Origin of the sequence: Streptomyces sp. NPDC085460 (assembly GCF_044541975.1) — a bacterium.
Lineage (GTDB): Bacteria > Actinomycetota > Actinomycetes > Streptomycetales > Streptomycetaceae > Streptomyces.
Genome location: NZ_JBITTO010000020.1, coordinates 13,620 through 39,233, shown reverse-complemented (window position 1 = coordinate 39,233; position 25,614 = coordinate 13,620). Strand labels below are relative to the sequence as shown.

25 protein-coding genes and 1 pseudogene are annotated in these 25,614 nt (G+C 72.1%); 13 read left to right on the top strand and 13 right to left on the bottom strand.

Annotated features, from left to right (window positions below):
* Nucleotides 1-17 precede the first annotated feature (17 nt).
* Nucleotides 18-404: pseudogene (locus tag ACIGHB_RS33105) on the top strand (hypothetical protein); the annotation flags it as partial.
* Nucleotides 405-922: 518 nt separating this feature from the next.
* Here ACIGHB_RS33105 and ACIGHB_RS33100 read toward each other — a convergent pair.
* Together ACIGHB_RS33100 and ACIGHB_RS33095 are read right to left on the bottom strand one after the other, a co-directional pair.
* Entirely contained in the window at nt 923-1,846 is a 924-nt protein-coding gene (locus tag ACIGHB_RS33100) for a hypothetical protein (RefSeq protein ID WP_399918403.1), read from the bottom strand.
* Between the two features lie 245 nt (nt 1,847-2,091).
* Nucleotides 2,092-3,714, bottom strand: coding sequence for an integrase (locus tag ACIGHB_RS33095; RefSeq protein ID WP_399918401.1), 1,623 nt, complete (start codon nt 3,712-3,714; stop codon nt 2,092-2,094).
* 415 nt (nt 3,715-4,129) lie between these two features.
* Between ACIGHB_RS33095 and ACIGHB_RS33090 the strand changes: the two genes are divergently transcribed.
* Nucleotides 4,130-4,522, top strand: coding sequence for a hypothetical protein (locus ACIGHB_RS33090; protein WP_399918399.1), 393 nt, complete (start codon nt 4,130-4,132; stop codon nt 4,520-4,522).
* Between the two features lie 136 nt (nt 4,523-4,658).
* Here the strand turns inward: ACIGHB_RS33090 and ACIGHB_RS33085 are convergent, their stop codons facing one another.
* The gene (locus tag ACIGHB_RS33085; protein WP_399918397.1) at nt 4,659-7,361 is read right to left on the bottom strand and encodes an ATP/GTP-binding protein; all 2,703 of its coding nucleotides are present in this window, start codon (nt 7,359-7,361) and stop codon (nt 4,659-4,661) included.
* Between the two features lie 209 nt (nt 7,362-7,570).
* On the opposite strand from ACIGHB_RS33085, the gene ACIGHB_RS33080 reads away from it, so the two are divergent.
* The gene (locus ACIGHB_RS33080) at nt 7,571-7,846 is read left to right on the top strand and encodes a hypothetical protein (RefSeq protein WP_399918395.1); all 276 of its coding nucleotides are present in this window, start codon (nt 7,571-7,573) and stop codon (nt 7,844-7,846) included.
* On the opposite strand, the gene ACIGHB_RS33075 is transcribed toward ACIGHB_RS33080, so the two are convergent.
* The gene (locus tag ACIGHB_RS33075) at nt 7,810-9,654 is read right to left on the bottom strand and encodes a zeta toxin family protein (protein ID WP_399918393.1); all 1,845 of its coding nucleotides are present in this window, start codon (nt 9,652-9,654) and stop codon (nt 7,810-7,812) included. The genes ACIGHB_RS33080 and ACIGHB_RS33075 overlap by 37 nt on opposite strands.
* A gap of 57 nt (nt 9,655-9,711) precedes the next feature.
* Here ACIGHB_RS33075 and ACIGHB_RS33070 point away from each other — a divergent pair, with 57 nt between their 5' ends.
* Nucleotides 9,712-9,969, top strand: a complete 258-nt coding sequence (locus ACIGHB_RS33070) for a hypothetical protein (RefSeq protein ID WP_399918391.1) — start codon at nt 9,712-9,714, stop codon at nt 9,967-9,969.
* Between the two features lie 8 nt (nt 9,970-9,977).
* Nucleotides 9,978-10,346, top strand: a complete 369-nt coding sequence (locus ACIGHB_RS33065; RefSeq protein ID WP_399918523.1) for a hypothetical protein — start codon at nt 9,978-9,980, stop codon at nt 10,344-10,346.
* A gap of 78 nt (nt 10,347-10,424) precedes the next feature.
* Here the strand turns inward: ACIGHB_RS33065 and ACIGHB_RS33060 are convergent, their stop codons facing one another.
* From ACIGHB_RS33060 to ACIGHB_RS33050, 3 genes are all read right to left on the bottom strand, one after another.
* Entirely contained in the window at nt 10,425-11,318 is an 894-nt protein-coding gene (locus ACIGHB_RS33060) for a hypothetical protein (protein ID WP_399918389.1), read from the bottom strand.
* Between the two features lie 242 nt (nt 11,319-11,560).
* Nucleotides 11,561-13,357 carry a hypothetical protein gene (locus ACIGHB_RS33055; protein ID WP_399918387.1) on the bottom strand — a complete coding sequence of 599 codons (1,797 nt, stop codon included), beginning with the start codon at nt 13,355-13,357 and terminating at the stop codon, nt 11,561-11,563.
* A gap of 184 nt (nt 13,358-13,541) precedes the next feature.
* Nucleotides 13,542-14,882 carry a hypothetical protein gene (locus tag ACIGHB_RS33050; RefSeq protein WP_399918385.1) on the bottom strand — a complete coding sequence of 447 codons (1,341 nt, stop codon included), beginning with the start codon at nt 14,880-14,882 and terminating at the stop codon, nt 13,542-13,544.
* 288 nt (nt 14,883-15,170) lie between these two features.
* On the opposite strand from ACIGHB_RS33050, the gene ACIGHB_RS33045 reads away from it, so the two are divergent.
* The 4 genes from ACIGHB_RS33045 (at nt 15,171) to ACIGHB_RS33030 (ending at nt 17,441) form a co-directional block, all read left to right on the top strand.
* The gene (locus ACIGHB_RS33045) at nt 15,171-15,308 is read left to right on the top strand and encodes a hypothetical protein (RefSeq protein ID WP_399918383.1); all 138 of its coding nucleotides are present in this window, start codon (nt 15,171-15,173) and stop codon (nt 15,306-15,308) included.
* A 41-nt stretch (nt 15,309-15,349) separates the two neighbouring features.
* Complete coding sequence (locus ACIGHB_RS33040; RefSeq protein ID WP_399918381.1) at nt 15,350-15,664, top strand: hypothetical protein; 315 nt, start codon at nt 15,350-15,352, stop codon at nt 15,662-15,664.
* Between the two features lie 613 nt (nt 15,665-16,277).
* A complete protein-coding gene (locus tag ACIGHB_RS33035; RefSeq protein WP_399918379.1) occupies nt 16,278-16,520 on the top strand; it encodes a hypothetical protein in 243 nt (80 codons plus the stop codon).
* A gap of 3 nt (nt 16,521-16,523) precedes the next feature.
* Nucleotides 16,524-17,441, top strand: a complete 918-nt coding sequence (locus ACIGHB_RS33030; RefSeq protein ID WP_399918377.1) for a multiprotein-bridging factor 1 family protein — start codon at nt 16,524-16,526, stop codon at nt 17,439-17,441.
* A gap of 47 nt (nt 17,442-17,488) precedes the next feature.
* Here ACIGHB_RS33030 and ACIGHB_RS33025 read toward each other — a convergent pair whose 3' ends face one another.
* From ACIGHB_RS33025 to ACIGHB_RS33005, 5 genes are all read right to left on the bottom strand, one after another.
* Nucleotides 17,489-17,743 (bottom strand): hypothetical protein, encoded by a 255-nt coding sequence (locus ACIGHB_RS33025; RefSeq protein WP_399918375.1) that lies wholly within the window; start codon nt 17,741-17,743, stop codon nt 17,489-17,491.
* 186 nt (nt 17,744-17,929) lie between these two features.
* Nucleotides 17,930-18,709: a class I SAM-dependent methyltransferase gene (locus ACIGHB_RS33020; protein ID WP_399918521.1), complete on the bottom strand. Its 780-nt coding sequence runs from the start codon at nt 18,707-18,709 to the stop codon at nt 17,930-17,932.
* Nucleotides 18,709-19,524: a class I SAM-dependent methyltransferase gene (locus tag ACIGHB_RS33015; protein WP_399918373.1), complete on the bottom strand. Its 816-nt coding sequence runs from the start codon at nt 19,522-19,524 to the stop codon at nt 18,709-18,711. Before ACIGHB_RS33015 ends, ACIGHB_RS33020 begins: the two co-directional genes overlap by 1 nt.
* A gap of 25 nt (nt 19,525-19,549) precedes the next feature.
* Nucleotides 19,550-20,566, bottom strand: a complete 1,017-nt coding sequence (locus ACIGHB_RS33010; protein ID WP_399918372.1) for a hypothetical protein — start codon at nt 20,564-20,566, stop codon at nt 19,550-19,552.
* Nucleotides 20,559-21,503 carry a phosphotransferase gene (locus ACIGHB_RS33005; protein ID WP_399918370.1) on the bottom strand — a complete coding sequence of 315 codons (945 nt, stop codon included), beginning with the start codon at nt 21,501-21,503 and terminating at the stop codon, nt 20,559-20,561. Before ACIGHB_RS33005 ends, ACIGHB_RS33010 begins: the two co-directional genes overlap by 8 nt.
* Before the next feature lie 48 nt (nt 21,504-21,551).
* Here ACIGHB_RS33005 and ACIGHB_RS33000 point away from each other — a divergent pair, with 48 nt between their 5' ends.
* From ACIGHB_RS33000 to ACIGHB_RS32985, 4 genes are all read left to right on the top strand, one after another.
* A complete protein-coding gene (locus tag ACIGHB_RS33000) occupies nt 21,552-22,223 on the top strand; it encodes a histidine phosphatase family protein (protein ID WP_399918368.1) in 672 nt (223 codons plus the stop codon).
* A 9-nt stretch (nt 22,224-22,232) separates the two neighbouring features.
* The gene (locus ACIGHB_RS32995; protein WP_399918366.1) at nt 22,233-23,357 is read left to right on the top strand and encodes a hypothetical protein; all 1,125 of its coding nucleotides are present in this window, start codon (nt 22,233-22,235) and stop codon (nt 23,355-23,357) included.
* Between the two features lie 207 nt (nt 23,358-23,564).
* Complete coding sequence (locus ACIGHB_RS32990; RefSeq protein ID WP_399918364.1) at nt 23,565-24,317, top strand: GntR family transcriptional regulator; 753 nt, start codon at nt 23,565-23,567, stop codon at nt 24,315-24,317.
* Between the two features lie 177 nt (nt 24,318-24,494).
* A complete protein-coding gene (locus tag ACIGHB_RS32985) occupies nt 24,495-24,869 on the top strand; it encodes a hypothetical protein (protein WP_399918362.1) in 375 nt (124 codons plus the stop codon).
* Between the two features lie 154 nt (nt 24,870-25,023).
* On the opposite strand, the gene ACIGHB_RS32980 is transcribed toward ACIGHB_RS32985, so the two are convergent.
* The gene (locus ACIGHB_RS32980; RefSeq protein ID WP_399918360.1) at nt 25,024-25,557 is read right to left on the bottom strand and encodes a hypothetical protein; all 534 of its coding nucleotides are present in this window, start codon (nt 25,555-25,557) and stop codon (nt 25,024-25,026) included.
* Nucleotides 25,558-25,614 lie beyond the last annotated feature (57 nt).

Here is a 25,614-nt window from a genome sequence, read left to right as displayed (position 1 = left end):
CCCACCAGGAGGAACCCGTGCCGTACCCGCAGCCGCTCACCCCCGAGGACAAGCTCGCCGACGCGAAGAAGCAGCTGGGCCTTCCGCGTATCGTCGTGATCTGCGGCTCCACCCGCTTCATGACCGAGATGGCCGAGGCCGATCTGCGGGAGACCTACGCCGGGAAGATCGTCGTCAAGCCGGGCATCGACATGAAGTCGCCCCACGCGCTCTGGTCCGACCCGGTCGAGGCCGAGGCGCTGAAGGGCCGGCTCGACGACCTGCACCGGGCGAAGATCCGGCTCGCTGACGAGGTGCTCGTGGTCGGTGACTACATCGGGGACAGCACCCGAGCCGAAGTCACCTACGCCCGATCGCTCGGCCGGCCGGTGCGGTTCACGCACCCCGAAGTCGACCCCGACGCGTCAACCGAGCACATGGTGCTCATGTACCCCGACCCGACCGACCCCGCGGGGCCGACGGGCGACGTCTTCGAGGTACACGACGCCGCCGGCCGCGTGTTGGTGAGCGACACCGAGGTGCGTGACCACCCGGAGGTGCCGCTCACTCTCGTGCAACGCGACGCAGTCGTACGACGCCTGAGGTATGTGCGTACAGGCCCCTGGAGTGAAGAGGCCGGTGGCCAAGCCCAGGCTCCGGTCCGATGACCATCGAATACGCCAGCCGCTCCCAAGACCCGGCCGGACTGCTCACCGGCGTCGTCACCTGCACCCGCGCGGCCTGGTCGTCGCCGTCCTGATCGGGCAGCTGACCGGGCCCGTGCTCCGGTTGGTGGCCAGGGTCTTCGCTGAACAGTCGGCATCTGCTACCCGGACCATGAACGACCGGCTGCTGCCGTTTCCAGTGGAAACGGCAGCAGCTGCGTATCTGTCCTGCCGCGGAGACGGGGCCGGCGCTGATCGTCAGGCCGTGCGCGGCTGCGTCAGGCGAGGGCCATGCGGTTCAGATCGGCGATGTCCTGGTGGCCGTGGTCGCTGAGGGTGTGGCCCCATTTGAGGTTGGAGTAGTACACGAGCTGGCCCGTGGCGGGCACGACGAAGTCGATGTCGCAGCCCATGCCGGTATGGGGGTGGTCGCACAAGCAGGTGCAGCTCTTGGGGCCGATCTTCCAGCCCAGCCCGGTGGGGCCGTCGCCGAGGAGGCGGATGAGGTCGGGGCACGGCGGGCCGTCGGTTGTCTCCAGCCGGAAGGAGGAGCAGCCGACCGCTCGCCATGCGTCGGTTCCGTTGAACGGACCTGGGCCGGCGGTCGCCCGGATGCGCCGCAGGAGGGGCGAGAAGATCGACGGCGGCTGCAAGGAGGAGCTCACGAGCGCGGTGTACGCCTCCCGTTCTGTCGGTGTCCAGTCCGGCCCCTTCTGGAGCAGGTCGTAGCCGCTGTTCAGCCGGTCGGCGACCCGCTCCCACCAGCGCGGATTGAAGCCGGTGAGCAGAATGCGGGCAGGCATGCCGGGGCGGTGCAGCAGGACGCCGCGGCTCTCGCGCCGGTAGCGGAGGCCGGCTACTCCCGAGACGCGGTCCTGCGGGTGGTCGCTCTCCTCGCCGGTGAGCCGGGGAAGAAGAAATTCGGCCCAGTAGTAGACGATGTACGGCTCGTCGAAGAGCCGAAGGATGAGCTGGTCTTCCTCAGGGCGCACCTGCACGATCCCGAGGGGATGTGCGGAGGAACTGCCGAGCTTGCAGGTGGCGAAGAAGACCTCGGCCTCCAGCTGTGCCTGCTCCGGGTGGCGGGCCGCGGGGATGGTGAGTGGCTGGCCGGGGTCTGTGAGGAGTGCGTGGAGGGCCTGGTGGGACTCGCCGGTGCTGCGGCGTCGGTCTTCGGTGAGGGCCAGGGCGGCCTGAGGCATCGTGGTCGCTGTTCCGCGCCGCACCAGCCCCCGGCGGCGAGCGCTTGATGAGCAGGATCAGCAAAGAGCCGTACAGACGGTGATGCTTCTGGCCGGTCCTCGGCGATGGGGTACGGGGGCGTCTTCCCTCGCGCGGCCGGGCGTTCACGAGCCCGGCTACATCGAAGCCCGCGGTGAGACGGCGGTGCAAGGTGTCAACGCCGACGTGACCCGAACGGATGAGGAGGAAGTACCCGCGACTGGGCTTACCGAGAGGGTTCGAGCAGATCCACGGTGGAGAGCCCGGTTTCGCCGTCGACGAGTTGAAGAGCGACTTCGGCACGCGCGGCGAGGTCGAGCGGATCGAGCCCCTCTGTGTAGGAGGCGTGGACGATGCGGTCGAGACCGGCGCCCAGAAGCGGTGCGGCTGTTCGCAGGGAGGCGTCCAGGGCGACGCCTTGGGTGGCGCCGCCGTGGAGGATGATGTTGCGGGTCCGGTAGAGACGCCGCATGGCAATGCGGAACGCGTGGTTGACCTCGGCGAGCTGTCTGCGCGGGTTCTGGACGAGCGCGGCCATCCGCTGGGCAGCCGCGGTGTCGGTGTACCTCAGAGTGAGAGCTTCGGGTCCGCCTGCCCGCAGAGCATCTGCGACCAGCCGGGCCCGCTCGCGGTTGGCGGTGCAGGCCGCGATGGCCTCGGAAAGAGCGTCCGGCTGTGCGGGCTGGTGGCGGTGGGCCAGGGCGGTCAGCTCGGCCCGGGGCCAGGAGCAGGCGATGATCGCAGCCATCCGGTCGGCGGCCACGGCCTTCCCGGAGCGTTCTCCGTCGCCTCGGGGGTCGTCGGGGTGCACGAGCAGGGACTCCACCGCGGCCCAGCCGCCGGCGACGGCGGGCGCGAGGGCGCCGCGGTTGCTGGCGGCGGCGAGCTCGAGGGCGTCGTCGATCCGCTCTCGGCTGTCGGCCTTGTAGAGGTGGCCCTCGGAGACGAGGGAGAGGACGTCGACGCCGCGAGCTGGGGGTTCGAGCGGTACGGGGGTGCCGTATCCGGCGACCCAGATGTACGGCAGCGGCAGCACGCCTCCGCGGCGGCCGCGCAGGAACTCCGAGCGGGCGGTCATGCGGTCCACGAGCTGGCGGGCCTGGTCGGCGGCGCCGAGGGCGTCGAGTGCCTGGAGCTGGTACACGAAACCGCCGCCGGTGCGGAAGCCGGTGGTGTCGTGGCCGTGCTCGCGGAGCCAGGCGCCGACCTTGCCCTTGTTGAGCCAGTTCGGCATCGCCTCGGCGAGGTCGCGGCGAGGCACTTTGTCGAGGGCTACGAGGACGTCGAAGGTCTGCGGGCGGGCGCGAGCGAGTTCTGCGGCGCTCTCGGCGATGTCGGTGACCGTCACCCGGGCGGTCTTCAGGCCGCGTGCCCAGTCCCGCAGGTACAGGCCGCTGTACCCGAGGTCCAGCAGGTGGGCCGCAATCGTCCGGGAGAACCGCTCGGGCTTGACCCGCTCGGCCTCTTCGACGGCAATCGCAGTCGTCCACCGGTCCAGGTACCCGGGGCGCAGGTGGCCGATGATCTCTTTCAGGCGGCGCCTCTCTGGGCTCGGGTCGGGGAGGGGCTTGCTGAGCAGGGTCGTGATTTCTCTGCGGAGGTCCCTGTCTCCAAGGCCGGCGTCCTTGCCGAGGATCGCCTTGAGCTCGTTGCGCTGCCAGTCACACGTGGCGGGCGTGAGTACGTTGTGGGCCTGCCAGTGGCCGGCCTCCCACACTTCCTCCAGCGCGAGGACGGAGCCTATGTCCCACAGCCGGCGAGGCCAGGGCCCACGTTCATCGACGAAGAAGTCGGACATGCGTGCGAGGACATGGCGCGCGTAGGGATCCTGGACCGTGCTGGAGACCATTCCGGCACCCTAGTGGAGCCCGATCCAGCAGACACCGGTGCCTACGTCGTTTGTGCTAACCTGATTCCAGACTTGAAGGGGCACTCGCCATTTATGGCCACTGCCCCTCTTTTCTTTGGTCCGCACGCCGACTGGCGTGCGGACCATTTTTCTTGTCCGCCGACGCCGGCGCTCATTCCCACGGATGACGAGGAGCGGGAGGCAGCAGCAAGCCGGTCTCGAGGGCCGAGTCACAGCATGATCCTGTTGGGGAGCCGCAACGAGCCAGCGGACACCGTGATGACGTCCCGCCACGGGCCCGGCTCCCGTCAACCGCGGCACCTTGTCGGCTGCAGTCCGGGCGGGCGGTCAGCAAAGTAGCCGAGCTGCCTGCCCGACAGGAACCGGGCTGTCACAAGGGGGCACAATGACGCACATGACCACACCGTCCATAGATGACGAGGATCTCGGCCTGGAGCACGATCCGCGCGAGCTGGCCGCTTTCCTCTCAGCTCGTATCCGCGACGCCGAAGAGCACGCTGACCGGATCGCGGCGCTGGAAGAGACCGGCAGCCGGTTCGAGACGTACCTGTCTTCCGCGCACCTGCGGGCTGCCGCCGCGGCGAACGCGCAGCTGCTGAAGATGCATCCGGGACCGCGGGACCGCGACGGTTACTGCCTGGGCTGTGTGGGCCCCTACGACTTCACCCCTGTGCACTACAAGCAGTGCCCGATCCAGCTCGTACTCGCCCGCATCTGGGAAGCCCACCCTGACTTTCCCGCCTGGGTCCTGAGCGAGGAGATCACCCAGTACCGCCACGAGGACTGACCAGAATCCTCCCGAGCCCCCGACGATCGTCCGTGGCGTTGGCCGGCAGCGCCTGCCGTGCGGACCATCGGGAACGCTGATGGACGCCTGGGCCGCAGGGAACGGCCGCGAGCCGGGCCCGGGGTGTCATTCCCACTCAGCGCTGAAGGCGGGAGCGGCGGGCAAGCACGAGGTGCCGCCATCGTCCGCGGACGGTGGCTTCGTCCTCGACCCACCGCGCGGAGCCCGGCGGGATGGCCCGGTCGGCCATGAAGGCGGCGATTTCGGTGTAGTAGGCGTAGTCGCCGCCGTCGGTGAGGGCACGGAGCCGGGCGATGGTGTCGGTGATGCCCTGGTCGTCGCCGAGGACGGCCTGATGGAAGCAGACGACGAGCTCGAGGATCGCGGTGGCGATGGCGACACCAGAGACGCGGATCTCCTCACGCAGGACGTCGGCGCGGTCCAGGACGTCATGGCCGGTGCCGGCGTCGCGGACGAGAGCGGCCATGCCGATGGTGTGCCCGGTCTGGCGAAGGGCGAGGCCGGAGATGAGGTGGCGGGCGAGTTCGATCTCGTCGGCCGCGCGGTCGGGGTCGGTGAAGGCGAGGGTGAAGGCGCGCTGAGCCTGGGAGGTGGCGCGCTCGCCGGCGACACCGTGCTGTTCGGCCTCGGTGCGGGCGGCCTGGTACGCGGCGGCGGCGCGAGGCATGTCGCCGTGGGGCCACCAGATGTCACCGTCAACGCGGTGGTGTCGACCGGACCAGCCGAGGTCGGGGACGACCGCATGAGCGGCGGGGAAGTCGCCGGCGAGGCGCGCGAGGTGCGCAAGTCCGCGGCGGCCGGCGGGAGCGAGGCGGCCTCCGGCGCCAGCGACGTACTGCATGCCGCGGCGCGATTCGGCGGAGCGGCCGAGGTCCCGCTGGGCCTTGGCGAGGTAGTAGACGGCCATCTCCTGCAGGTCGCCGGGCAGGATGCCGACGGCGGTGAGGGCGGTGAGCCGGTCGGCGGTGACCGCGCGGTGCTCGTGCTGGCGGCGGGCGAGCGTGGAGAGCAGCTCGGTGAGCGCGTCGGCCGCCGTCGCCAGCCCCGCCACTGCGGCGGGCGTGCCGGGACCGGCCGAGGCGGGCGGGGCGACGGGCTCCCAGACGGAATCTCCGACGTAGGCCCAGGCGGCGTCGGTGAGCCAGCCGAGGTCGAGGCGGAAGTCGCGGGCGAGGGCGAGGCCCTGGCGCAGGCAGCCGACCAGGAGCAGCCGGTCGCGGTCCGGGCCGGCCTGCCACTGTTCGCCGAGCGCGGTGAGAGCGCGGGTGGCGGCGGCGTGCCAGTCGGCGGGGGTCCAGCGGTCGTCGGTGTGGTCGTCGGCGCCGCGGAGGGTGGAGCGGATGAGGCCGTGGAGGTAGTACGGCCACAGGCCGAAGGGGTTCTCGCTGACGAAGGGCCGCTCGATCAGGCGGCGGGCGGCGGCCTGGTGGGTGAGGCCGGCTGCCTGGGTGGCGAGCTGGGTGTCGAAGGCGTCCAGCAGGCTGACCGAGCGCAACAGGTGGCGTTCGTCGGGGGTGAGGTCGGCGAGCGTGCGGGCGATCAGGGCGCCGAAGTCGTGCTCGAAGTCGGCCGGTGTCGGGGTGTGGCCGGTGCGGCGGAGTTCGAGGAACCGCATGACGGCGAGGTCGAGGTAGAGCGGCAGCCCGTGGGAGCGGGTGGTGATGACGTCGCGGATCGGCGCGGGGATGAGCGGGGCGCCGTCGGTTTCGAGGCGGCGGGCGAGGTAGTCGTCGCAGTCCTCGGGGGCGAAGTCGCCGACCAGGACCTGCCGGCCGCGCGGCGGGGCGGTGTCGGGGAGGATGCCGCGGGCGTGGGGGATGCCGCCGGGCCGGGAGGAGAGGGCGAGGCCGGGCCAGGCGGTGGGGCCGGTGTAGTCGAGCTGGCCCTGGAGGGCGGGCTCGGACCACTGCAGGCGGGCGCGGCCGGTGATGACGAAGAACGCGTTCGGCATCAGCCACACGACGCGCTGGATGAGGCGTTCGAGGTCGCGGTGGGTGCGGTCGCCGACGTCCTCGAAGGTGTCCAGCAGGATCACCGGCGTCACCTTCTTGTCGGCCGGGAGGCGGTCGAGCTCCCAGGCGAGCAGGTGCGGGTAGAAGGAGAGCGTCTCCAGGTCGGGTTCGGCCTCCAGCAGGTCGGCGAGCCGGAAGCAGGAGGCGAGCGCCCGCACGGTTTGCCGGCGTTCACGCAGCGCGCGGACCAGGGAGCCGGTGACCTGCCCGACGGCGCTGCCGACGGTGCCGGGCAGGAGCAGGGCCTGGGCGACGTCGGCGAGCGCGGACTGCACCTGCTGCGGCATCGTCTTGCCGAACTTCGCGGCGAGCCCGCCGCGCTGGAGGTACGCCTCCAGCGGCTCGCCCGGGTGCTGGTGCTCCCAGTAGCGGCGCAGCGCGATGTCGAAGGCGGGCAGGGGGCGGCCGAGGGCGGCGAGGGCGGCCCGGAGGGTGAGGACGAGATGCTCGAAGTCGCCGCCAGCCGACCGGGAGAGGTCGATCCGGACGGGCAGGATCCTGCTGCCCGAGGGCCAGGCGGGCTCGCCCCACTGGGCGGGGCGCTGCTCGGCGCCGGCGAGCGCGGCTTCGAGTTTCCGGGACAGGGTGGTCTTGCCGATGCCGCCGATCCCGTGGAACACGAGCACGTTGTCGCGCGGCGCCTCGAGATCCTCCACGTCGAAGCCCGGCCCGGCGACGCGGACCAGGTGCTCGGCGAGCGCGGCCGCGACCAGTTCCCACTGCGCCTGCCGGTTGGTGAACGCCTCCGCCGTCGACACGCCCCGGTCGTTGCTGCTGAACAGCGCCCGCAGATCCCGTTCCGCCACGCCCGTCCCCCGAATCCGTTGATCAACAGGCCCAACCTACGCGCTGTGAGCGGGCCTTCACCTCCAGCATCTCCCGATCGGGGGCATGTCCGCAGGACACCTTCACGCCCTTCGCGGGGCGGTCGGCGTGGCGCAGGCACAGGACGAAGAGGGACGTTGAGGAGAATGACGAGTCCCATTTCAAGATCAACTCAAGAAGGGTGGTCAGCGTGACAGACCCCGATGGGCTCGATTTCTCCGGCCTGGAAGGCGGCGCCGAGGAGCAGGCCGCGGACGCGGTGCGGGCAGTGGTGAGCTGGTACAACACCCAGCTCCTCGCCGAGCAGCGCTCGCCGGTGCCCGATGAGGAGCGGATCGAGGAGCTGCGGTCCGGCCGTCAGGCCGCGCTCGCCGACCAGCAGCAGCTCGCGACCGCCGACTCGCAGGAGGCGGCGCGGATCACGGAGGTCTACGCGGCGCGGCTGAAGGAACTCGACGCGTCGTAGGCCGGCTCCCTCAGCGGAACGGGCAGGGACCAGAGGGTGGGGTGCGGCCGGTCGAGGCGGACCGGCTGCATCCCGGGCGGCATCAGCGGGCGGGCGAGGGTGACCATCTCCTGCAGTTCGTCGCGGTGCTGCGGGAGCGCTCGCCACAGACCGTGGTGGAGGCGGAAGAACGCCGCGGCCTCCTGCTCGGTGTACGGGCGGGCCCGTTCCGCCGCCAGGGCCCACGACGCGCTCCCGGCGCCGCCGGCCTCGTGGCGCAGCAGGGCCCGGCCGTCCCGCCGGATCACCGTGATCGCGGCGATCGCCGGATGGCGCTCGGCGGCGGTGACGACATCGGTGAGCGCGTGGAAGCAGGTCCGGTGTCCCGACCGCGTGGTGAACCTGGGGGTGAGACCGATCTGCAGGGACCTGGCGTAGCGCAGCGCGGTGGCCTGACGGCTGTCGGCCTCCCGGACGGCCAGGACCACGAGCTCGACCGGGTAGCCGCCGGCCGCGTACGGCAGCACGCTGTTGAACAGTTCCTCGACGCTGCCCGGTGCGCCCTCGATCAGGACGTCACCACGTCGCTCCCGCACGTACTGCTCGGCCTGGGTGAACCAGGCCCGGTAGTCCGCCCGGATCGCCGCACCGGCACGGCGGGGGTCCTCACGCAGCAGCCGCAGGTAGTCCGGGTGCTGGGCCTTGAGGTCGTCGCCGATCAGGTGGATCGTGCCCGGCCGCATCGCACGCCGCACCATCCGCGCGGCCAGCAGCTTGCCCGCCCCGGGCTGCCCCAGCACGTAGACGGCGCGCGGATCGGGCCGGGCGATGATGCCGCTCAGGTACGACGGGGCGATCAGCTCGTCGAAGACCCACCGGTGCTCGTCGGCGGAGAGGCGGTGGTAGTCGACGCCGGGCGCTCGCCGCCGGGGCTGGGCGATACGGCGGACCGGCTCGGCGAGCGCGGCCGCGCGCCGGACGTCCCGGTGCACGGCCAGGCGCTCGTCCTCGGGCAGATCCCGGTGCACCCGCACCTCAGCCCGCGTGAGCGCCTGGTGGAAGACGGCCGTCTCCTTCGCGCTCCAGGGCCGGCGCTGCTCGTACACCACGGCCCGGTCCGCGGCCGTCCGGCGCCGCCACGTGCCGTCGAGCAGTTCGTTGTCGTACAGCACGGTGCCGTCGCGGGTCACCACGGTGATCCGGTCGGCCAGGTGCTCGGCCTCGATGACCGCCAGCGTCCCCGGTAGCCCCTCGACGCATGTGTCGAGGTTGTCCCAGGCCACATACCGAGGGCCCTCGCCGCCGGCCGCCCCGTCCAGAAGGCGGTCCAGGGTCCCGAGCTGGCTCCATGCCTGTGCGGTCGCGACCACGACGATCTCGATCCGGTGGCGGGAGCGCCGGTAGGCAGCCGAGGAGGTGCGGAACTCGTCCGCGTCGGCGAGGGCCGATTCGACGACCGCGTCGAACCGCCGCGCGCGGACGCACTCCTCGACCTCGGCCTGCCAGCGGCTGGTGTCCGGCCGCACCGCGGCACCGGCGGTACGGATGTCGGCCGCCAACGCCGCGGCGTACGCGCGGTGCGTGTGCTTGTAGAGGTCGCGGCACACCCGTACGGCACCGCCGCGCCGCTTCAGGGCCGCTTCCACCAGGTCTGCGATTGCGGTCTTCCCGGCTCCGGGCTGGCCGGCGACGACTACGACGACCGGCCGCCCCTGCGGCACAGCCCCCCGGATCCACCGCGGTAGCCACTTGGCCAGGACCCGCTGATGCTCAGCCTCGTCGAGCTCCAGCACGGCGCGGCCGTTCACCAGTTCCTCCCCTTCGTCCACGTGATGGGTACGGGTACGGGTGCGTACCCGTACCCTGATCCTATGGGAAGGAGCACCATGTCTGACGCCAACGTGAGAATCCCCGAAGAGGCCCGGGACCGCCTGGCCGCCGTAGCCGCCGCTGAGGGCCTGTCCCTGCGCGCCTACCTCGCCCGGCTGGCCGAGACCGTATTGACCCCAGCCGAACGCGCCGAACGGGCCGACCAGGCCAAGGCCGCCCTGCGCGCCTGGACCGGCTACAACCCCACGGCCAGTAAGGAAGCCGCCCTGGACGACGAACTCGACCGCCGCCTCGCCCAGGTACAGCGCCCGTGACCGAGCCCATGCACATCGTCCTCGACGAGACCGCGATGACCGCCGCCGGCACCGGCAGCGTCCTCGCCTCCCGCCTCATCCACCGCGCCCACGCCGAAGCCGGCTGGTACCTCTACGCCCCCGCCTGCGCGCTCGTCGAAGCCGACCGCACCCGTCCCGGCACTGCCGAGCACCTGGCGGCCCTGCCCGGCATCACCGTCCTCGACCTCGACCTGCCGGCCGTCCTCGCCATCGCCCAGCAGGCCACCTGGGCCCAGGCCCACGCCCAGCACGCCGCCCAGCCCACCCCTGACCGGCCCGACGGCGCGGTCATCGCCACCACCACCCCCGAACGATGGAAAGGCGAGCTTGTTCGCGTCCTTGACCTCACCCCCTGAGGGCGGCCGTCTCTGGCGCCCGCGCGCTGGCGCCAGAGACGGCATGGGGCTGGTGGACCGGGCAGGGCTGACGTGTGGCTACTGCCGTCCTGCCGCTGCTGCGCATGCTGCCGAGCAGAACTGGGGCGGCACCTTCGGACCCGCGCCGTTCTGGAGCGTCGCACCGCAGGCACAGCGCCCGCCGGCGAGCTTCTGGATGCGGCGGCGGGCTGCCTCGGACACCCGCATCAGCCGGAAGTATTCGGTGTCCATCGCGTTCTGCACCTGTACGGCCTGCTCGCCGAAGTACACGACGTCGACCATGTCCGGCCGTTCGTAGGCCGACGCGATCAGCGCGGCCTGGACCGGGAAGAAGGCGCACTGGGCTTCGGCGGCCGCGATCAGCTGGTCGCCCTCTTCGCCCAGCGGCACGGCGGCGGGGTTCCGGGCGCTGAACTCCTCATGCTGGGCGTTCCCCCACGCTGTGGCCATCTCGACGAGCTCGTCCTCGGACCGCTCGGCGAGGTGCCGGGGGGCGCAGTAGGGGATCGAGTGCACCGAGACCGGACTGAGTTCGCAGCCGGGGACGCGGCACCGCTCGGTGACGTAGTCGTCCTGGGAGAGGACCATCTCGAAGCGGCGGCCGTCGCACGCCACGATCAGCGAGTGGAAGCCGTTACGGGACTCCAGCTCCAGCTCGGTGGACCTGCTGGCGGGTGCCAGCAGACCGAGGAGCAGCATGACGGCCGAGTACGGCACCGGCCCGCCCAGCGGGGCGAAGTCGAACATCTCCGGTGCCCACTCAGGGACGACGACCGGGTGCTCGCCGGTCCAGTCCGGCGCGGTTCCGCACGCGGTGAGCAACTCTCCAAGGGTGAACGGCCCGGGCCGGCTTCCGTCCTGGGTCTTGCGGAGCTCGGCGGTGTACTTGCCCCCGGTCTCGCGCTGGGCCTGGCGGGCGCGCTGGGCGGCGGTGTTCTGGTGACGCGGCATCGGTCTTCTCCGGACTCCACGGGCATGCCCACGCTGCCCGTCGACGAAGAGGAACGGCGTCGGGGCGACGCGGGCCCCGAAGGACCTTGGCCGTTTGCGGGACGACGGCGTGGGCGTCGGCCTGCGGCGGGTGGCGGTGCGCGTCCAGCCGAGGGCACCGTAGCGCACCAACCGGAGGTCACGCCGGGAGCCGCTCCATCTGGTTGCCGTGGCAGTCGAACGTGCCACTCACAAGCAGCCCCTCAGGACTTCTGCGTGCCGGCAGGCGCGGAGTCCAGGGAGTCGAGGAGATCTCCGAAGCTGATCTTCTCTTCGTCGTACTCGAAGGTCATCGCGGCGGCGAGCGCTGCCCACCGGTCGGCGTTCCGGCCGCAGCGGTCCAGCAGGATCTGCAGCGCGACCTCGGGTTCGCTGCGGGAGAGGACGTCGTCGGCGGGGATCTGGAGCAGGTGCTCCAGGGTGTGGTGGCGGGACTTGACCACGGCCCGGTAGATCTCGGAGCGCGAGAGGAAGTCGCCGGTCGCGGGGGAGTCGAGCCAGGACTGCAGGACGGCTGCGGGATCGGGGTGCTGGTCGAGTTCGTCGTCGCTCACCAGGCGCAGCACCCCGTCATCTTCGTCCTCGTCGGCCGGGACGGCCGCCGCCGCGGTCAGGAGCCAGTCGGGGCCGCCGGCCCTCTCGATGATCCAGGCCAGCTCCGCGGGGTGCAGGCCGTCCAGGATGTCGGTGACGGCCGTGTGCGGGGTGTGCGGGTTGGCGGCGAGGGCGGCCAGGGCCTGGACGCGGCGGTGCTCGTGGTGGCGTTCCAGGAGCCGGACCGGGCGGTCGTGGTCGGGATCGGCGTTGTCGAGGACGCGGATCAGGGTCCGGCTCGGCGCGGGGGAGACGACGGCCGGCTGCTCCAGCCGGGCGAGCTGGGCGCAGGCCCCGGCGAGATGGTCGGGGTTGGCGCTGAGGAGGGCCAGGTCCTCGGCAAGGCGCAGGACGCGGCCGTCGAAGTCGTAGTCGCCGTCCTGTTTCTCGGGCGGGCTGAGCAGCCGGCCGTGGGTCACGAGGGCGTCGGCGGCCGCGTGCAGCTGGTCGGCGGCCAGGGCCGCGAGGCGGGGGTTCTTGTGGACGCGGTTAGCGATGTGGTGCAAGGTCCTGCGGGCCGTGACCTGCGGGTTGGGCAGTTCGGCCAGCTCGGGCAGGCACAGGGCCGGGAGACAGGCGCGCAGCAGTTCTTCGCTCAGAGCGGGAGGCGGGTCGGCGGGACGTTCCTCGCTGTCCGGGTCGGTGCCGGCGGCGCGGAGGCGGGCGTCCTCGAGGGCCTGGGTCTCGGCCTGGTCCAGCAGCAGGTGCTGGACGGCCGCTCCGAGCGTGGAGTGTGCGGCGAGCTCCGCCCACCGCTCGGGGCACCGGGCCAGCATCGCCCAGCCGCGGCTGTGGCCGGTCAGGTCCAGCGACCAGTCCTTCGAGAACTCGGACACGGCCTCCCAGCCCTCTTCGGGCTCCGGGTGGAGCAGGAACGCGGCGAGCGGGGTCAGGCACGCTTCCAGGACGGCGTCGAACAGTTCCTGCGGCACGGGCGGGACTGTCGCGTCTGCGGCGCCGCAGGTGTAGTGGTCGGGATCCCAGTCCCGGACGACATGCCCCACCTCGTGGCTGGAGAGCCGGGGCAGGAGCGCGATGGCTGCCTCGACCTGTCCGGGGTGGCGTGCCAGAGCTGAGACCAGCCCGGCCCAGGCCCTGCGGTGGCGCAGGATGACGGGCACGTCGGCGGCGGTCACCGTGCCCGCGGCGGCCAGGGCGGTCAGCGTCTTCTCGTCGGCGTGCACCAGGAGCCGGCCGCGCAGCCGCTTGGCCGACGTCCGGGCCAGCAGCGCGGGCAGTGCGGCCGTGAGAGCTTCCTCCCGCCACCGGTCGGCCCCCGACTCGAAGCCGGTCGGCATCGACGCCGGCGTGCACAGAGCCTCGATCACCGTCTTGAGGGCCTCCTTGGGAAGGTCCTCGCTCATCGCGAGCTCCCGCCACAGCGGGTACGTACGAACGTTGACCATTCTCGGATCCCCTCCCATTCCTGACCGGGCGTCACCACCTGGTCGCCGTGGAACGACCGTACGGCGCACCCGGGCCCGAGCGGGGCTTGATCCACGAAGTCACCCCGCCGTGCGCTCTGCTGCCGCCCGGCGCCGTGTGCCGATGCCGATGGGCGCGGGCCCGCCGCCGCCCCACCTGCTTCTTCTACGCTCCCCAGCCGCTCGGTGTGCCGGTCCCGCCGGTCCCGCCGTCCTGGTCGTCGCCGTCGTCGTCCGGCTCGGGGGTGACGCGGTCGTCGAGGGCGATGGTGACCCGCTCGCCGTCGCCGGGGCCAAGGCGGGTCAGGCGCTGCTTGATCCGCTCGTAGAGCGTGGCGGCGAGCTCATGGTCGCCGCTGCCGTCCGGGGTGGAGCTGGTGACGGTGTGCAGGCTGATCAGCAGGGCGATCAGGGAGCGGCCGGACAGTGGGGCGAAGACGCGCTCGTCGGCCTCGTCGGTGACGCGCGGCGGGACGCGGAAGTGGGGGTGGCCGGCGGTACGGGCGGTGAGGAACTCCCAGGTGTCGCGGTGGCAGCGCAGGTCGGCGGAGGAGATCCGGGCTGCGGTCCGCAGCAGCGCGGTGTGCTCCTCGTCAGGCTGGACCGGTTCGGCGGTCTCGGCGGGGCGGGCCTGGAGCTCGTCGACGATCCTCCGCAGCCCGGCGATCTCCTGCGTGAGGGAGGCGAAGCCGTCGCGGGTCGCTTCCAGCACGGTGGCGAGCTCGTCCCGGACCTGTCCGGCGACCTCGAGGACCGCCGCGTGGGCAGCCTGGCGCAGCTGCTCGGCGCCGTCCGGCTGCTCTTCGGCCGTGGCGGCCGGGGTGGTGAGCTGCTCGACCAGGGGGGTGAGCTCCTGGGCGAGGACCTCGCGGACGGCCTGGCGCACGGACTCCTCCGACAGCGCCGGGGCGGTCGCCTCCGGCGTGGTCTCGGCGGCCGGTTCCTCCCCGGCCGTGCCGCCGTCCGGCTCCTGCGTCTCGACCGCGTCGACGCTCTGCGCCCCGGACTCTCGCCCGTCGTCGGTCCCCGGCCCGGAGGCGGGCGCCGGCACCGAGGGGGAGGCGACGGTGGGGTCTTCGTGGCCGGGGCCGCGCTGGACGGGGATCGGCTGCGGAAGAGGCGTGCCCGGGCTGTCGGCCTGGGAGGAGCCGGGGCCGGCGGGTGCCAGCGGGGCGAGGGTGAGGGCGTTGATGTGGTTGAGGGTGGTGCGCAGCTCGGTCAGCTCGGCGCGCAGCAGGCCGGTGACCTCCTCGGTCTTGCTGGCGAAGAGGTCGCCGGAGGCGGGCTTGACCGCCCTGTTGACGTCCTTGCGTAGCAGGTTGAGCTCGTCGAAGACCTGGGTGAGACCTTCCGTGACGGCCCGGGAGGTGGCCGCCTGGGCGTCACGGCCGGATTCGTCGATCTTCTCGACGCTCTCGGTCAGGGCCTCGCGCAGGCTTTGGTCCCCGTGCAGGACGGCGTTGTGCAGCATGGAGACCATCTCGGCGAAACCGGAGGTCCGGGCCATCTCTCCCCCAAATGTTGCTTTAAGTAGCTGATCGCTTCCGCTGCGTATGGTGCCTGAGAGGGGAGACCGCCCGGGGCGCAACCGGCCAACTGCTCTCAGGAGAGAGGAGATTGGCTACTCCGTTACTACGAGGTGGCCGGTTCCCTGCCGTTCGGGGGCGCGCGCCCCGCCCCGCCCGCAGGTGTCACAGCCCTTCGATTTCATGGGGCTGGTGCGGTGCGTGAGCTGCGGCTACGGTCGCCCCAACGGCGCAGCACCGAAGGTGCCGGGCACAGGGAGGGGAACGTCATGAGCAGCGACATCGGGTGGGGATACGGCGACTCCGGCTGGGGTGTGGACGCTCCCGAGCGGAACCGCCGGCGCGCGGACGTCGGCTGGGGCTTCGACCCCGAGTGGGGCGCCCAGGGCGACACCGGCTGGGTCTGACCCGCCGCCGGAGCGAGCTGCCGACCGAGGAGGAGACCTTCATGGAGCGCTGCGGGTTAGCCGTCGCCCTGGCCGCCGAGGACATCGAGCGGTGGAGCGCCGTGGAGTACGCCGCGTACGAGGTCGAACCCGTGCTGGAGTGCTTGCTGACGCCCCTTCACGGAGGGGACCACGCCTCGCTCGTGCAGTCCAGCCTGACGCCCGGCCGGGAGTGGTGGGCGATGTGGGAGACCGGCAGGCCGTACCGGATCGCGCTCCTTCCCTGCTGCACCGTCGAGAACGGGATCGCCGACGGCGAGCCGGTCACCTGCGACTTGTACGCCTGTCACGGCGGCGGGCACGACTGGAGCAGCTGACCGGGCCCGCGCTCCGGCCGGTCGCCGGATCCTTCGCCGGACTGCGCACCGAGATGCCGGGCCGGCTGCGCGCGCCCGCCCGATGCGCGTCGAGCCGGCGGCCTTGGAGGCTGCCGGCTCGGCGTCGTGGTCCGGGGGCACTCCGGGGCCACGGTGTCCCTGAGTCATGCCATGCGGTACAGGGGCGTGGTCGGATCCTCGCAGCGCGGCGGGATGCGGGCAAGCCAAACTGGTTTGCGGATGGGTGTTTATAAGATCGCCAAGCGGCGAGGGCACCCGCCGCCAATCCGAACGTGTGGACGGTAGTGCGTACGTGCTGGTCGCAAGGGTGAGGCGCGGCCGGAGCATGATCTTTTAGCTGTGGTTCGCCCCGATACGGCTCCAGGATTTCCTGGAGAATCCAGGTTTTCCAGGTGAGATGGGCGTGAAGGAAGTCCGCCCATTCGTCGTAACGCCCCGTCACGAGGTGGCACGATCTCTGTCACCGCGACAAGGGCAGGGCACGCCCCGCGGGATGCAGTGCGGTACAGCCGCGGAGCCGATCCGGCTCCGCGGCACACCGGTTCGGCCGCCTCCCTGTACGGCCGGACCCATCGACGAAGGGTGTACCCCCATGAGGATCATCACGCGCCGCCACACGCGGCACCTGCTCTTCCCCGACGCGGTCGTCATCGTGGTCGTGGCCGTCATCGCGCTCCTCCTGGCGCGCACCGGGACGCCGCCCCTCGACTCCGTCCTGTTCGCGGCCGGCGCGGGCGCGGCCGGGGCGCTGACGGTCCGGCTGACCACGAGCGGGGCGCTGACCCGGCTCGTCCGCTCCACCGTGGCTGGCGTCCAGGCGTCCTCGCAGGTCTGACCCATGCAGGACAAGCCGTACCGGGCCCGGCGCCTGAAGTGGATACGGCGGCCCGACAGCCCCGTGGGCCAGCTCGCCCAGGCGCTGCGGGACGCCCGCCAGGCCAAGGGCCTGACCCAGGCCCTGGCCGCGAAGGAGATGGGCTTCTCTTCCTCGACCGTGCAGCGGGCGGAGGCCGGGGAGAAGCCCCCGGAGAAGTACGTGGTGGACCGCTACGTCGAGCGCCTCGGCCTCGACGCCGCGCAGGCCGAGCAGCTGTGGGCGGCGGCGTCCCGTCCGGCCGGGCGGCAGCGGCGCACGCTCACCCCCGCGCCCGCGCCGCACCTGGTGGAGTCCGAGCAGGACCTCGGCAACGCGCTGCGTCGGGCCTGCGAGGAGAGCGGGGACAAGCCGCCGTCGATGGCGGAGATGGAGCGGCGGGCCGCCGTCGCCTACCAGGAGGACAAGGAGCACTTCGCGTTCCTGTCGCGCAGCGCGGCGAACCGGATCTACAACCGGCGTCAGCTTCCCAGCAGCGTCCGGCAGCTCCGCTCCTACCTGTACGCGTGCGAGGTCCCCGCGCGTCAGTTCCGGGAGCTGGTCGCGGCCTACCTGAGGGTCAAGGCCAAGGAGCACGAGGAGGCGGTGGCCAAGAAGAGGGCGGCGAAGGAAGCCCGGGAGCGCTGGAGCGGGTGGGCGGGGCGCCGCCAGGCCGAAGACGCTCTGCGGGCGGCCGGCCTCGACCCGGTCGAAGCGCCACCCCGCTCTCCCGACACACCCTGGTCGGCGCGCTGTCGCCGCTGTGGCCACGTGAGCCGGGTCCGGCTGACCCGCGTCGTCCGGGACCGTGCAGGCTGCCCCTTGTGCAGCCTGGACCGCGAAAGACGGCTCATCGGCCCGGCCCGGAAGCGGCCCGGCCACTTCGACTGCGCCACCTGCTAGAAGCCGGCGCCCGCCTCAACTCCGTGTAGGCCCCGTCAGGACGGGGCCTACACGGACCCGGCCGAACCGGCTTGCACCCCGCCTTCGGCGGTCCAGTGCTTCACCGGGTACACCACGCTGCCGGCGACGGCGGTGAGGGTGAGAACGGCATCGGCCTGGCCCCACGTCCCGAGCCACTGCGTGAACTTCCGGTCCGCCGTCTCGAACTCGGGCCAGGCGCCGAAGAGGGCTGGCCCGCCCCGGCGGAAGCGGAGCACGACCTCGTACGTGACGCCCTCGCCCTCGAGACCGGTGCTGTCCACGGTGTGCCTTCCTGCGCTGATCGGGATGCCGGAGTCCGGCGGAACGACGTCGGCATCATGGGCGCGACCCCATCGGGCACCTCCAGCGTGGCACACCGGCCGCTCCCCGCCGCGGGCCAGCCTGCCCGATCGTGCGGCCGCAGGGGCGGCGGGGGCAGGCCGACGGTGCTGCAAGCGGCCGGACGGCTACGGCCTGGTGGCGATGACGGCTTCGATGGGGACGGTGTTCTCGAAGGTGCCGTTCGGGCTGAACGCGGTGAGCTCGCGACGCAGGCGCTGGTCGAAGGCGGTCTGCCGGGGGCCGAGGACGGCGGGGCTGGAGTAGGAGAAGGAGTACTGCAGGCCGACGAGCTCGTCCAGGGTGCGGGTGAAGGTCTGGTCCCAGCGGGCGGTCTCGATGCGGGAGAACGCGGAGCGGGCCAGGGCGTCGTCCCGGCCTTCGGCGGGGTGGGCGGCGGGACCGTGCTTCTGGCGGTAGCCGGGTCCGATGATGTCGGTGCAGACGCTCTCGATGATGCTGAGCCACGCCGGCCTGGGCGCACTGGCCCGGGGGCCGGTGGAGACCAGGGCGATCCCGCCTCCGGGGCGGATGAGCGTGTCGAGGTCGGCCAGGAGGCGGTCCTGGTTCATCCACTGGAAGGACTTGCCCATCGTGCACAGGTGGAGCGGGGGCAGACCCATGCCGGTGAGGCCGGCGGCGTCGCCGCACGCCCAGGTGATGTTCCCGGCGCCGTACGCGGCCGCGGCCTTGCGGCCCTCGCGGATCATCGCCGGTTCGATGTCGACGGCGTGGACGTGGCCGGTCCGTGCGGCGAGAGGGAGGGTGATGGTGCCCGGTCCGCAGCCCAGGTCGAGGACCGTCTGGGTCCCGTCGAGGCCGAAACGGTCGGCCAAGAGGGTGAAGAACTCCTCCGGGTAGTGAGGGCGGAAGGCGGCGTAGTGGTGCGCGGCGGAGGCGAAGGTCATCACGGGGTGGTGCTCCTTCCGGGGCGGGTGGCGACGAGGACTTCGGTGCGGATCACCTCATGGAAGAGGCCCGAGGGGTCGTGGTCGAGGAGGGCGCGGCGCAGGTCGCGGGTGAAGGCGTCCAGGCGGTCTCCGAGGAGGGCGGGGGTGGAGTAGGAGTTGGACAGCTGCAGGCCGACGAGCTGGTCGAGGTCGCGCGTCACGTGCTGGTCCAGGGACGTGAGCTCAACGTAGGAGAACGGCGAGCGCTCCAGGGTGTCGGTGAAGCGGTCTTCGGGCTCGGGGTAGGTGCCGGTGCCGGCGCGGCGTACGGGCCCGAGGTAGGCGGTGCGGACCTGCGCGATGACGGGCGCCCACGCGGGCAGGGGCGTCGTGCCGGGCGGCCCGGCGGAGGCGATGACGATGCCGCCGCCGGGGGTGATGAGCTGGTCGAGGTCGGCCAGGACGCGGGGCCGGTCGAACCAGTGGAACGACTTGGCCATGACGCACAGGTCGATCGGGGGCAGGCCCAGGGCGGTGATCTGGGTGGAGTCGCTGTTGACCCACTCGATGTTCGTGACGTTCCGTTGGGCGGCGAGGCGGGCGCCGGCGGCGAGCATCCCGGGCTCGGGGTCGATGGCGTAGAGGCGGGCGACGTGGGGCGCCAGCGGCAGGGCGGACATGCCCGGGCCGCAGCCCAGGTCCATGGCCGTCTGGGTGCCGTCGAGACCGAACCGCTCGGCCAGGAGCGCGAAGAACTCGTCGGGGTACCAGGGGCGGAAGCGGACGTAGTGCTCCGCTGCCGACGCGAACAGAGCGGTCGGGTCTGCAGTCACGGCGGGCCTTCCTTCGCGGGCAGGGTTATCGGGCGAGGGTGGCGAGGTAGGACTCGGCGGCGGTCCAGGGGGTGAGCTCGATGCCGAAGCCGGAGCGGGGCCCGTCGGTGGTGTGGACGAGCCGGCCGGAGAGGTAGACGGTGTCGCCGGTGCGGAACGCCCCGGTGTAGGCGCCCAGGTAGGAGCGCATGTGGGTGATGCGGCGGGCGAAGATCTCGGGGTCGTCGACGGTGGACTGGATGACGGTGTCCACGCCGATCCCGTACAGCGCCGGCGTGGCCAGGCCCTGGGCGTCGTCGGTGACGGTGGCGACGACGCTGATCGCGCCGACCTCCTTCGTGGTGACGCCGGTGAACGTGGCGTCACCGTCGTCGCGCAGCGGTTCGCAGTTGATGTGCGCGTCGGCCCCGGCCGTGAGTCCCTGCAGTTTGCGGGTCTCCTGGCGCATCAGGACGTCGAAGGAGCTGCCCGTCATGTACTTGGCGCGGCGCAGGTACAGCCGGGTCAGCGCGTCGCCCTCATACGGGCGTATCAGGGTTCGGTCGGAGAACAGTTCGCGGGCGGCTTCGTAGCCCCGGGGCCCGTAGCAGACGAGGTCGACGTCGGAGCGCGCGTTGAAGCAGCCGACGAGGAACGAGCCGGTCACACCGACCACCTCCTGGGCACCCAGTTCGACGACGCGGTCGATGACGGCCTTCAGGTCCCGGGAGACGGCGAAGCCGCCGAGGAGCTCGGGCGCCTGGTGCAGGACGGCCAGGGCGTGGCGGCAGGAGTAGTGCCGGACGACGTCGTGGCGGGGCACCCCGGTGATGACGCAGCCGATCGTGTCGGAGTACAGGTAGCACTCGGGCCGGTCGGCGAGGATCCCGAACGCCTTGGAGACGACCGTGTTCTGCCGGTAGGTGCGCCCGAATAACTGCCGGTCGCCCTTGTCGTCCGGGTAGTACTTCACGTACCCGAGGTAGTGGGTGGGCGGGTGGACGTCGCCGATGACCTTGAAGACCACACCGTGGCGGTCCAGGAGGTAGTCCCGGTCACGCACCGCCGGTACGGCAGTGCTCAGGCTGAGCGGCGAAGTCGTCGAGGCTGGGGAAGGCGGCGGTGTCGATACGGCCGGTGCGCTCATACTGCTCGACTCCCATCGTGAACAGGGTGCGGCGGTAGTTCCACTTGGTGACCTTGCCGGTGTTCGTGAGGTCGGCCGGCTTCATGAGCGCGAGGAAGAACAGCGCCTTGATGAGCAGGAACTCGCCCAGGTGCCGGCTCGGGCGGCTGCCGAGGACGTGCAGGGCGGCTTCGTCGAGCGTGGCCGTGTACCGCTCGCGCTGGGCGGCGGTGGCGTAGTAGCCCTTGGTGCCGCCCTTGAAGGCGATGATCTCCAGGGCCGGGTAGGTGTCGTAGCCGACCGGGGCGAGGCCGTGGTGCTGCCAGTCGATGACTCCGGCGGCGAAGGCGTTGGGCAGGCCGTAGTCGTAGTGGGCCCAGCACATCGGCGTGTGGGCGAGCCGGTCCAGCGCGCTCTCCAGCACGGCGCGGTTGCGGGGGGTGTCGAGGTCGGGGTTCTCGGCGAAGACGTTGCCCGTCCACCCCGCCTTGGTCACCCAGGTGTCGAGTGCGTCGCGGGTGGCCGGCTCGGGGTGCTTGGCCTGGGCGGCGAGCAGCCGGGCGCCGACGGCCGCGGCCTCGTCGACCACCTCGTCGGGCATCGGCCCGTAGGCGCCGCCGACGGCGTTCCAGGCCGCGTCGTGCAGCGAGGCCGGCCCGAGCGAGGGCTCCACGAAGAAGAACTCCGCGCCGTCGAAGCCGGTCTCCAGGACGGCCGGGACGGGGTAGCCCAGGGCGGCGATCCGCTGCTGGAACGCTCCTTCCGCCTCGAGCTGGCTGTCCCCGGTGCGCCGGTAGCGGGAGCGGTCCTGGTTCACCCAGACGGCGCCGTCGGCCGCGGTCCGCTTCTTGACGAACGTCCATTCATCTTTCATCGCTTTTCCTCTTTTCTCGGGAGGTATCGGGGCTTATCGTTCGGCGGCATGAGACTGGCGGTGGTACGGCACGCGGAGTCGGTCGAGAACGCCGACAAGTACAACGGCTTCTACCAGGACCCCCGCCCGTGGGCGGGCGCGGCGGCGCACGCCCTGTCGCGGGATGTCATCGGGTTGACGGTCCGGGGCTTTCGCCAGGCGGCGTGGCTGGGCGAGACCCTGCCGCAGGTAGTGGGAGAGGGCCCGGCGGTGTTCGTCTCGCAGTACCGGCGGGCCCGGGACACCGCCGAGCTCGCGATGCCGGGAATCCAGGCGGAGGTCACGGGGCTGCTGAACGAGCAGCACTACGCCGACGCCACCTACATGACGATGCGGGAGCTGTTCGCCACCTTCCCCGACGGCGCGGACGACCGCCGCAACCGCAAGCACCTGTGGACGCCGCCCGGTGAGGGCGGCGAGTCCCTGGCCGTCGGTGTCCACGGGCGGGTGACCGCGTTCCTGGCGCTGCTCTCGTCCGGCGCCGTCGAGGCCGGCCGCAGCGTGGTCGCCTTCACCCACCACACCACGATCCTCGGCCTGCGCGCCGTCCTGGAGCAGCGCCCGGTGACCGAGGTCGTCGAGGAATCGCGCGCCCGCAAGCTGCCCAACGCCGCCGTGCTCGTCTACCGGGCGGCTACGGGTGGATACGAGCTGGAGCAGGTCATCGAGCCTCCCGCGTAAGGAGAGACCGTGCGCATCGCCTTCTTCAACGGCCCCGTCCAGAACGGCGACTTCACCTTCACCGACAAGCCCGGCAAGGCCGTCGGCATCCGCGCGGCCGCCGCCCTCAACGCCATCCTGGGCGAGGGCGTGGTCCCGCACCTGTGGAACACGGTCACCCTCGAAGGCGACCTTCGCCACCAGGCGGAGCTCGCCGCCGGCGCGGACCGGCACCAGCACGAGCAGGCCCGCATCCGCGCGAAGTACCCCGCCGGCGTGCTGCCCGCGGCGGGAGTGCTCACCGACGCGGACCCGGCCGTCGCCGCGCTGGCCCACGACATGATCCGCGACCACCTGGAGACGGGCGTCCTGAGCGTGGAGGAGGCGGCCACCGTGGTGTGCTCGTCCTGCGACCACATGGCGGGCGTCGGCTCGCCCGCCTGCAAGGCGTGCGGCAGCACCGACCTGGTCAAGAAGGTCGCGCCCCAGCTGACGGCCCGCCGCCCCGCCGGCGCTCCGGTCCTTCGCCCGGACGAGGTCCACGGGCGGCGCCTGGCGCACCTGGAGAACATCGCCCGCAACGTCCCCGACCAGCTCATCCTCTCCCGCACCCGCGCGCACGGGATCAGCCTGGCGCCGTTCGGACTGGCCGGGACGGTCCTCGACCCCCGTGCCGCTCTGCACATCGCGGTCCTGGCCGCGGCCGAGCGGCACGGCGCCGAGCGCGCCGTCATGCTGGCCACCGAGACCGCGGCCGCGCACGTCGCCGCCTACGGCCTGCCGTTCAGGAACCACGGCGGCATCCGGCTGGGCTACGCCGTCCACGGCAAGGTGCCCTACGGCGACGTCCTGCTCGGCCGGCTCTACGAGGTCCACCGCCTGGGCGAGGCGCAGCGCGCGCTGTTCGAGGAGTGGTTCCTGCCGCTGTACGCGCTGCGCGAGCGGGGCGGCATCCACCCCGGCAAGCTGCCCGCGCTGGTGAAGTTCTTCCGCCGGGTCTGTCTGGCCCCTTCCGGCCCGGAGGCCGAAGGCCGTGCCGGTGAGGTGCGGCGTGCGGTGCGCAGCGGGGACATGGGCTGGCTGATGGACGCGCGTACGGTGACACATCTGCTTCCCGCCTTCCCCGGCCGGGACGCCGTCGGCCGGCGGCGGTGAACCTGGACCGGTCCGGCGGCGTCGCCCTTGAGAGCGATGGTGTTCCTCGAAAGTAGGGACGCCCCGATACGCTGTCAATACAGTTTGCATCTGCCCTGTCAGCGGTGACTGGTTCTCAGCAACCCGCGCTGTCAATACAGTTGAAGTCCTGGCTTGACACAGGATCAGGGCGCGAGCCAGGCACCGCCGCCGAGCCGGAGGACACACATGGACGCCAGCACGATCGCAGCGCAGCTACGGCAGAAGATCATCGAAGGTGAGTACCCGCACGGCAGCAAGCTCCCGACCGTGCGAGACCTCGCGGCAGAACATGGGGTGAGCCAGCAGACCGTATCCGCCGCCTACGCCGCGCTGGGCGCGCTCGGCCTGGTCCGCACCGACGCCCGCAGCGGAACCCGCGTCACGGCGTCCCGGCAGGCCGACGCCCACCTGGGCACCTTTACGCCCCCGGACCTGTCGGCCGCCCAGGCGTGGAAGCCCACCGTCCAGGGGACCGCGACGGAGGAGACGACGCTGGTACGCCAGCTCGACGCCCCGGCCCAGATGACGGCGTGGGGCATCAGCGAGGGCACGACCGTCGTCGAACGCACCCGCATCCGGTCGGTCGACGGGGTGCCCGTACAGCACAAGATGACGGTGATCCCCTACGAGATCGCCGCCAAGGTGCCCGACGGGTACGAAGGCATCCCGCCGATGCTCACCCCCGCCGGCGAGACGTCACCGAAGGCACCGGCCGGCACCCGCGTCGCCGACTGGCTCGGCTGGGACGTCGCACGCACCGAGTCGGTCATCACCGCCGAGCCGATGGATGACACCGTCTGCGCGGCCCTGGGCATCCCGGCCGGAGCGCCCGGCTTCCGGATCGTCGGCATCACCCGCGACTCCCGGGGCGGGACGGTGTTCGTGACGATCACCTCGGCACAGCTCCACCACCGCGTCACCCTCGACATCATCGGCTGATCAACAAGCTGTCCGAGAGCGATGCTCGACCCCAGCAGGACCGGACGGCGTCCGAGACACACGCAGGTGGAAGGCTGTGCCGAGGCCGCCATCCTCACGGGTGGGCGGAAGCCCGGCGGAAGGACTGCCGGACGGTCTGGCAGTGTCCCCGCGGCCGCGCGCGGCGTTGGGGACGGCATGGGGCTGGTAGACCGGGCAGGGCCTGGCATCGAGGAGCAGGCCGACCGGGTGGCGGAAGCGGCGTGCGAACTCGCCGACGCCGCGGCCGGGTCCGACTGGAGCGCGGCCGCCGCCGACGACGCCCTGGTCGCCATCGACACCCTGACCGCCGCGCTCGCCCAGATCGCCCCGGACGTGGGCGAGGCACTGGCCGCGGTGACGGCGGCGACGACCAGGGCCCGCCTCCGCCTGGGTCTGCCCGCCGATACCGGGCAGGAGCCGGACCGTGCGGCGGCGGCGCCGGGCGTGCCCGGCCCGCGTACGGGACGCCGGCCCCGGCGGCGCGGCCTCGGCCCCGGTGCGCAGGGCATCTTCGACCGGCCTTCGCGGTGAGCTGGTAGAAGCGCGCTCCGCCCACTCACCATCACACTCACCACCGGGCTTACCACCGCAGGTCACAGGCCCGTGGTGAGTGTGCCGGGGCAACTCTTGCGGGCCCGGGAGCTTCCCGGCCTCCGTCCGGCGCCGAGGGGATCTTGTGGGTGTGTCAGCTGGAGGTTCCGGTCCTTCGCCATGCCGCGCGGATCTCGTCGAGCACCTCCTGGTCCTCTTCTCGGATCCCTCTGTTCAGTGCGGCGCGGGTGGCCAGGGTGCGGGCGGCGGGCAGGTCGAGGGTGAGGACCGCGAGGACTTGGTCCAGGGCGTCCAGCAGGCCGGGCAGGCCGATGTCGTGGACCGGGTCGAGGTAGGAGTCGAGCAGGCCGGCGAGGCGCTCGGCGTCGTCGTCGTGCCCGGTGGTCCGGGCGAGCGCGGTGCGGCAGGACCAGATCGCCTCCAGGGCGTGGGCGGGCAGGAGCAGGATGCGCAGACGGTCGGGATGGTGGTCGGCGGTGACGCAGTCCCTGACCTGGTCGGCGGCCACCTGCCAGGTCAGGGCTGGCACCAGGTAGCGAGTGTCGTCCAGGGTGCGCGCTGCTGCGGCTGCCACGGTGTGCAGGACTTCGCCCACCAGGTGGGCCTGGGCGTTCCAGGACGGGCCCGAGGGCAGGAAGACCGGGCGGGGGACGTCGGTGCTGTTCATGCGGGGGATCTGCCCAGGCCCCCCGCCCGCGACGCCCGCCTCACTGCCGTCCGCGCC

Excerpts from the sequence above, each read along its gene's own strand:
- ACIGHB_RS33100 (WP_399918403.1), bottom strand. The coding sequence starts at position 1,846 with ATGCCTCAGGCCGCCCTGGCCCTCACCGAAGACCGACGCCGCAGCACC.
- ACIGHB_RS33095 (WP_399918401.1), bottom strand. The coding sequence starts at position 3,714 with ATGGTCTCCAGCACGGTCCAGGATCCCTACGCGCGCCATGTCCTCGCA.
- ACIGHB_RS33090 (WP_399918399.1), top strand. The coding sequence starts at position 4,130 with ATGACCACACCGTCCATAGATGACGAGGATCTCGGCCTGGAGCACGAT.
- ACIGHB_RS33070 (WP_399918391.1), top strand. The coding sequence starts at position 9,712 with ATGTCTGACGCCAACGTGAGAATCCCCGAAGAGGCCCGGGACCGCCTG.
- ACIGHB_RS33065 (WP_399918523.1), top strand. The coding sequence starts at position 9,978 with ATGCACATCGTCCTCGACGAGACCGCGATGACCGCCGCCGGCACCGGC.
- ACIGHB_RS33060 (WP_399918389.1), bottom strand. The coding sequence starts at position 11,318 with ATGCCGCGTCACCAGAACACCGCCGCCCAGCGCGCCCGCCAGGCCCAG.
- ACIGHB_RS33055 (WP_399918387.1), bottom strand. The coding sequence starts at position 13,357 with ATGGTCAACGTTCGTACGTACCCGCTGTGGCGGGAGCTCGCGATGAGC.
- ACIGHB_RS33050 (WP_399918385.1), bottom strand. The coding sequence starts at position 14,882 with ATGGCCCGGACCTCCGGTTTCGCCGAGATGGTCTCCATGCTGCACAAC.
- ACIGHB_RS33045 (WP_399918383.1), top strand. The coding sequence starts at position 15,171 with ATGAGCAGCGACATCGGGTGGGGATACGGCGACTCCGGCTGGGGTGTG.
- ACIGHB_RS33040 (WP_399918381.1), top strand. The coding sequence starts at position 15,350 with ATGGAGCGCTGCGGGTTAGCCGTCGCCCTGGCCGCCGAGGACATCGAG.
- ACIGHB_RS33035 (WP_399918379.1), top strand. The coding sequence starts at position 16,278 with ATGAGGATCATCACGCGCCGCCACACGCGGCACCTGCTCTTCCCCGAC.
- ACIGHB_RS33030 (WP_399918377.1), top strand. The coding sequence starts at position 16,524 with ATGCAGGACAAGCCGTACCGGGCCCGGCGCCTGAAGTGGATACGGCGG.
- ACIGHB_RS33020 (WP_399918521.1), bottom strand. The coding sequence starts at position 18,709 with ATGACCTTCGCCTCCGCCGCGCACCACTACGCCGCCTTCCGCCCTCAC.
- ACIGHB_RS33005 (WP_399918370.1), bottom strand. The coding sequence starts at position 21,503 with ATGAAAGATGAATGGACGTTCGTCAAGAAGCGGACCGCGGCCGACGGC.
- ACIGHB_RS33000 (WP_399918368.1), top strand. The coding sequence starts at position 21,552 with ATGAGACTGGCGGTGGTACGGCACGCGGAGTCGGTCGAGAACGCCGAC.
- ACIGHB_RS32990 (WP_399918364.1), top strand. The coding sequence starts at position 23,565 with ATGGACGCCAGCACGATCGCAGCGCAGCTACGGCAGAAGATCATCGAA.
- ACIGHB_RS32985 (WP_399918362.1), top strand. The coding sequence starts at position 24,495 with ATGGGGCTGGTAGACCGGGCAGGGCCTGGCATCGAGGAGCAGGCCGAC.
- ACIGHB_RS32980 (WP_399918360.1), bottom strand. The coding sequence starts at position 25,557 with ATGAACAGCACCGACGTCCCCCGCCCGGTCTTCCTGCCCTCGGGCCCG.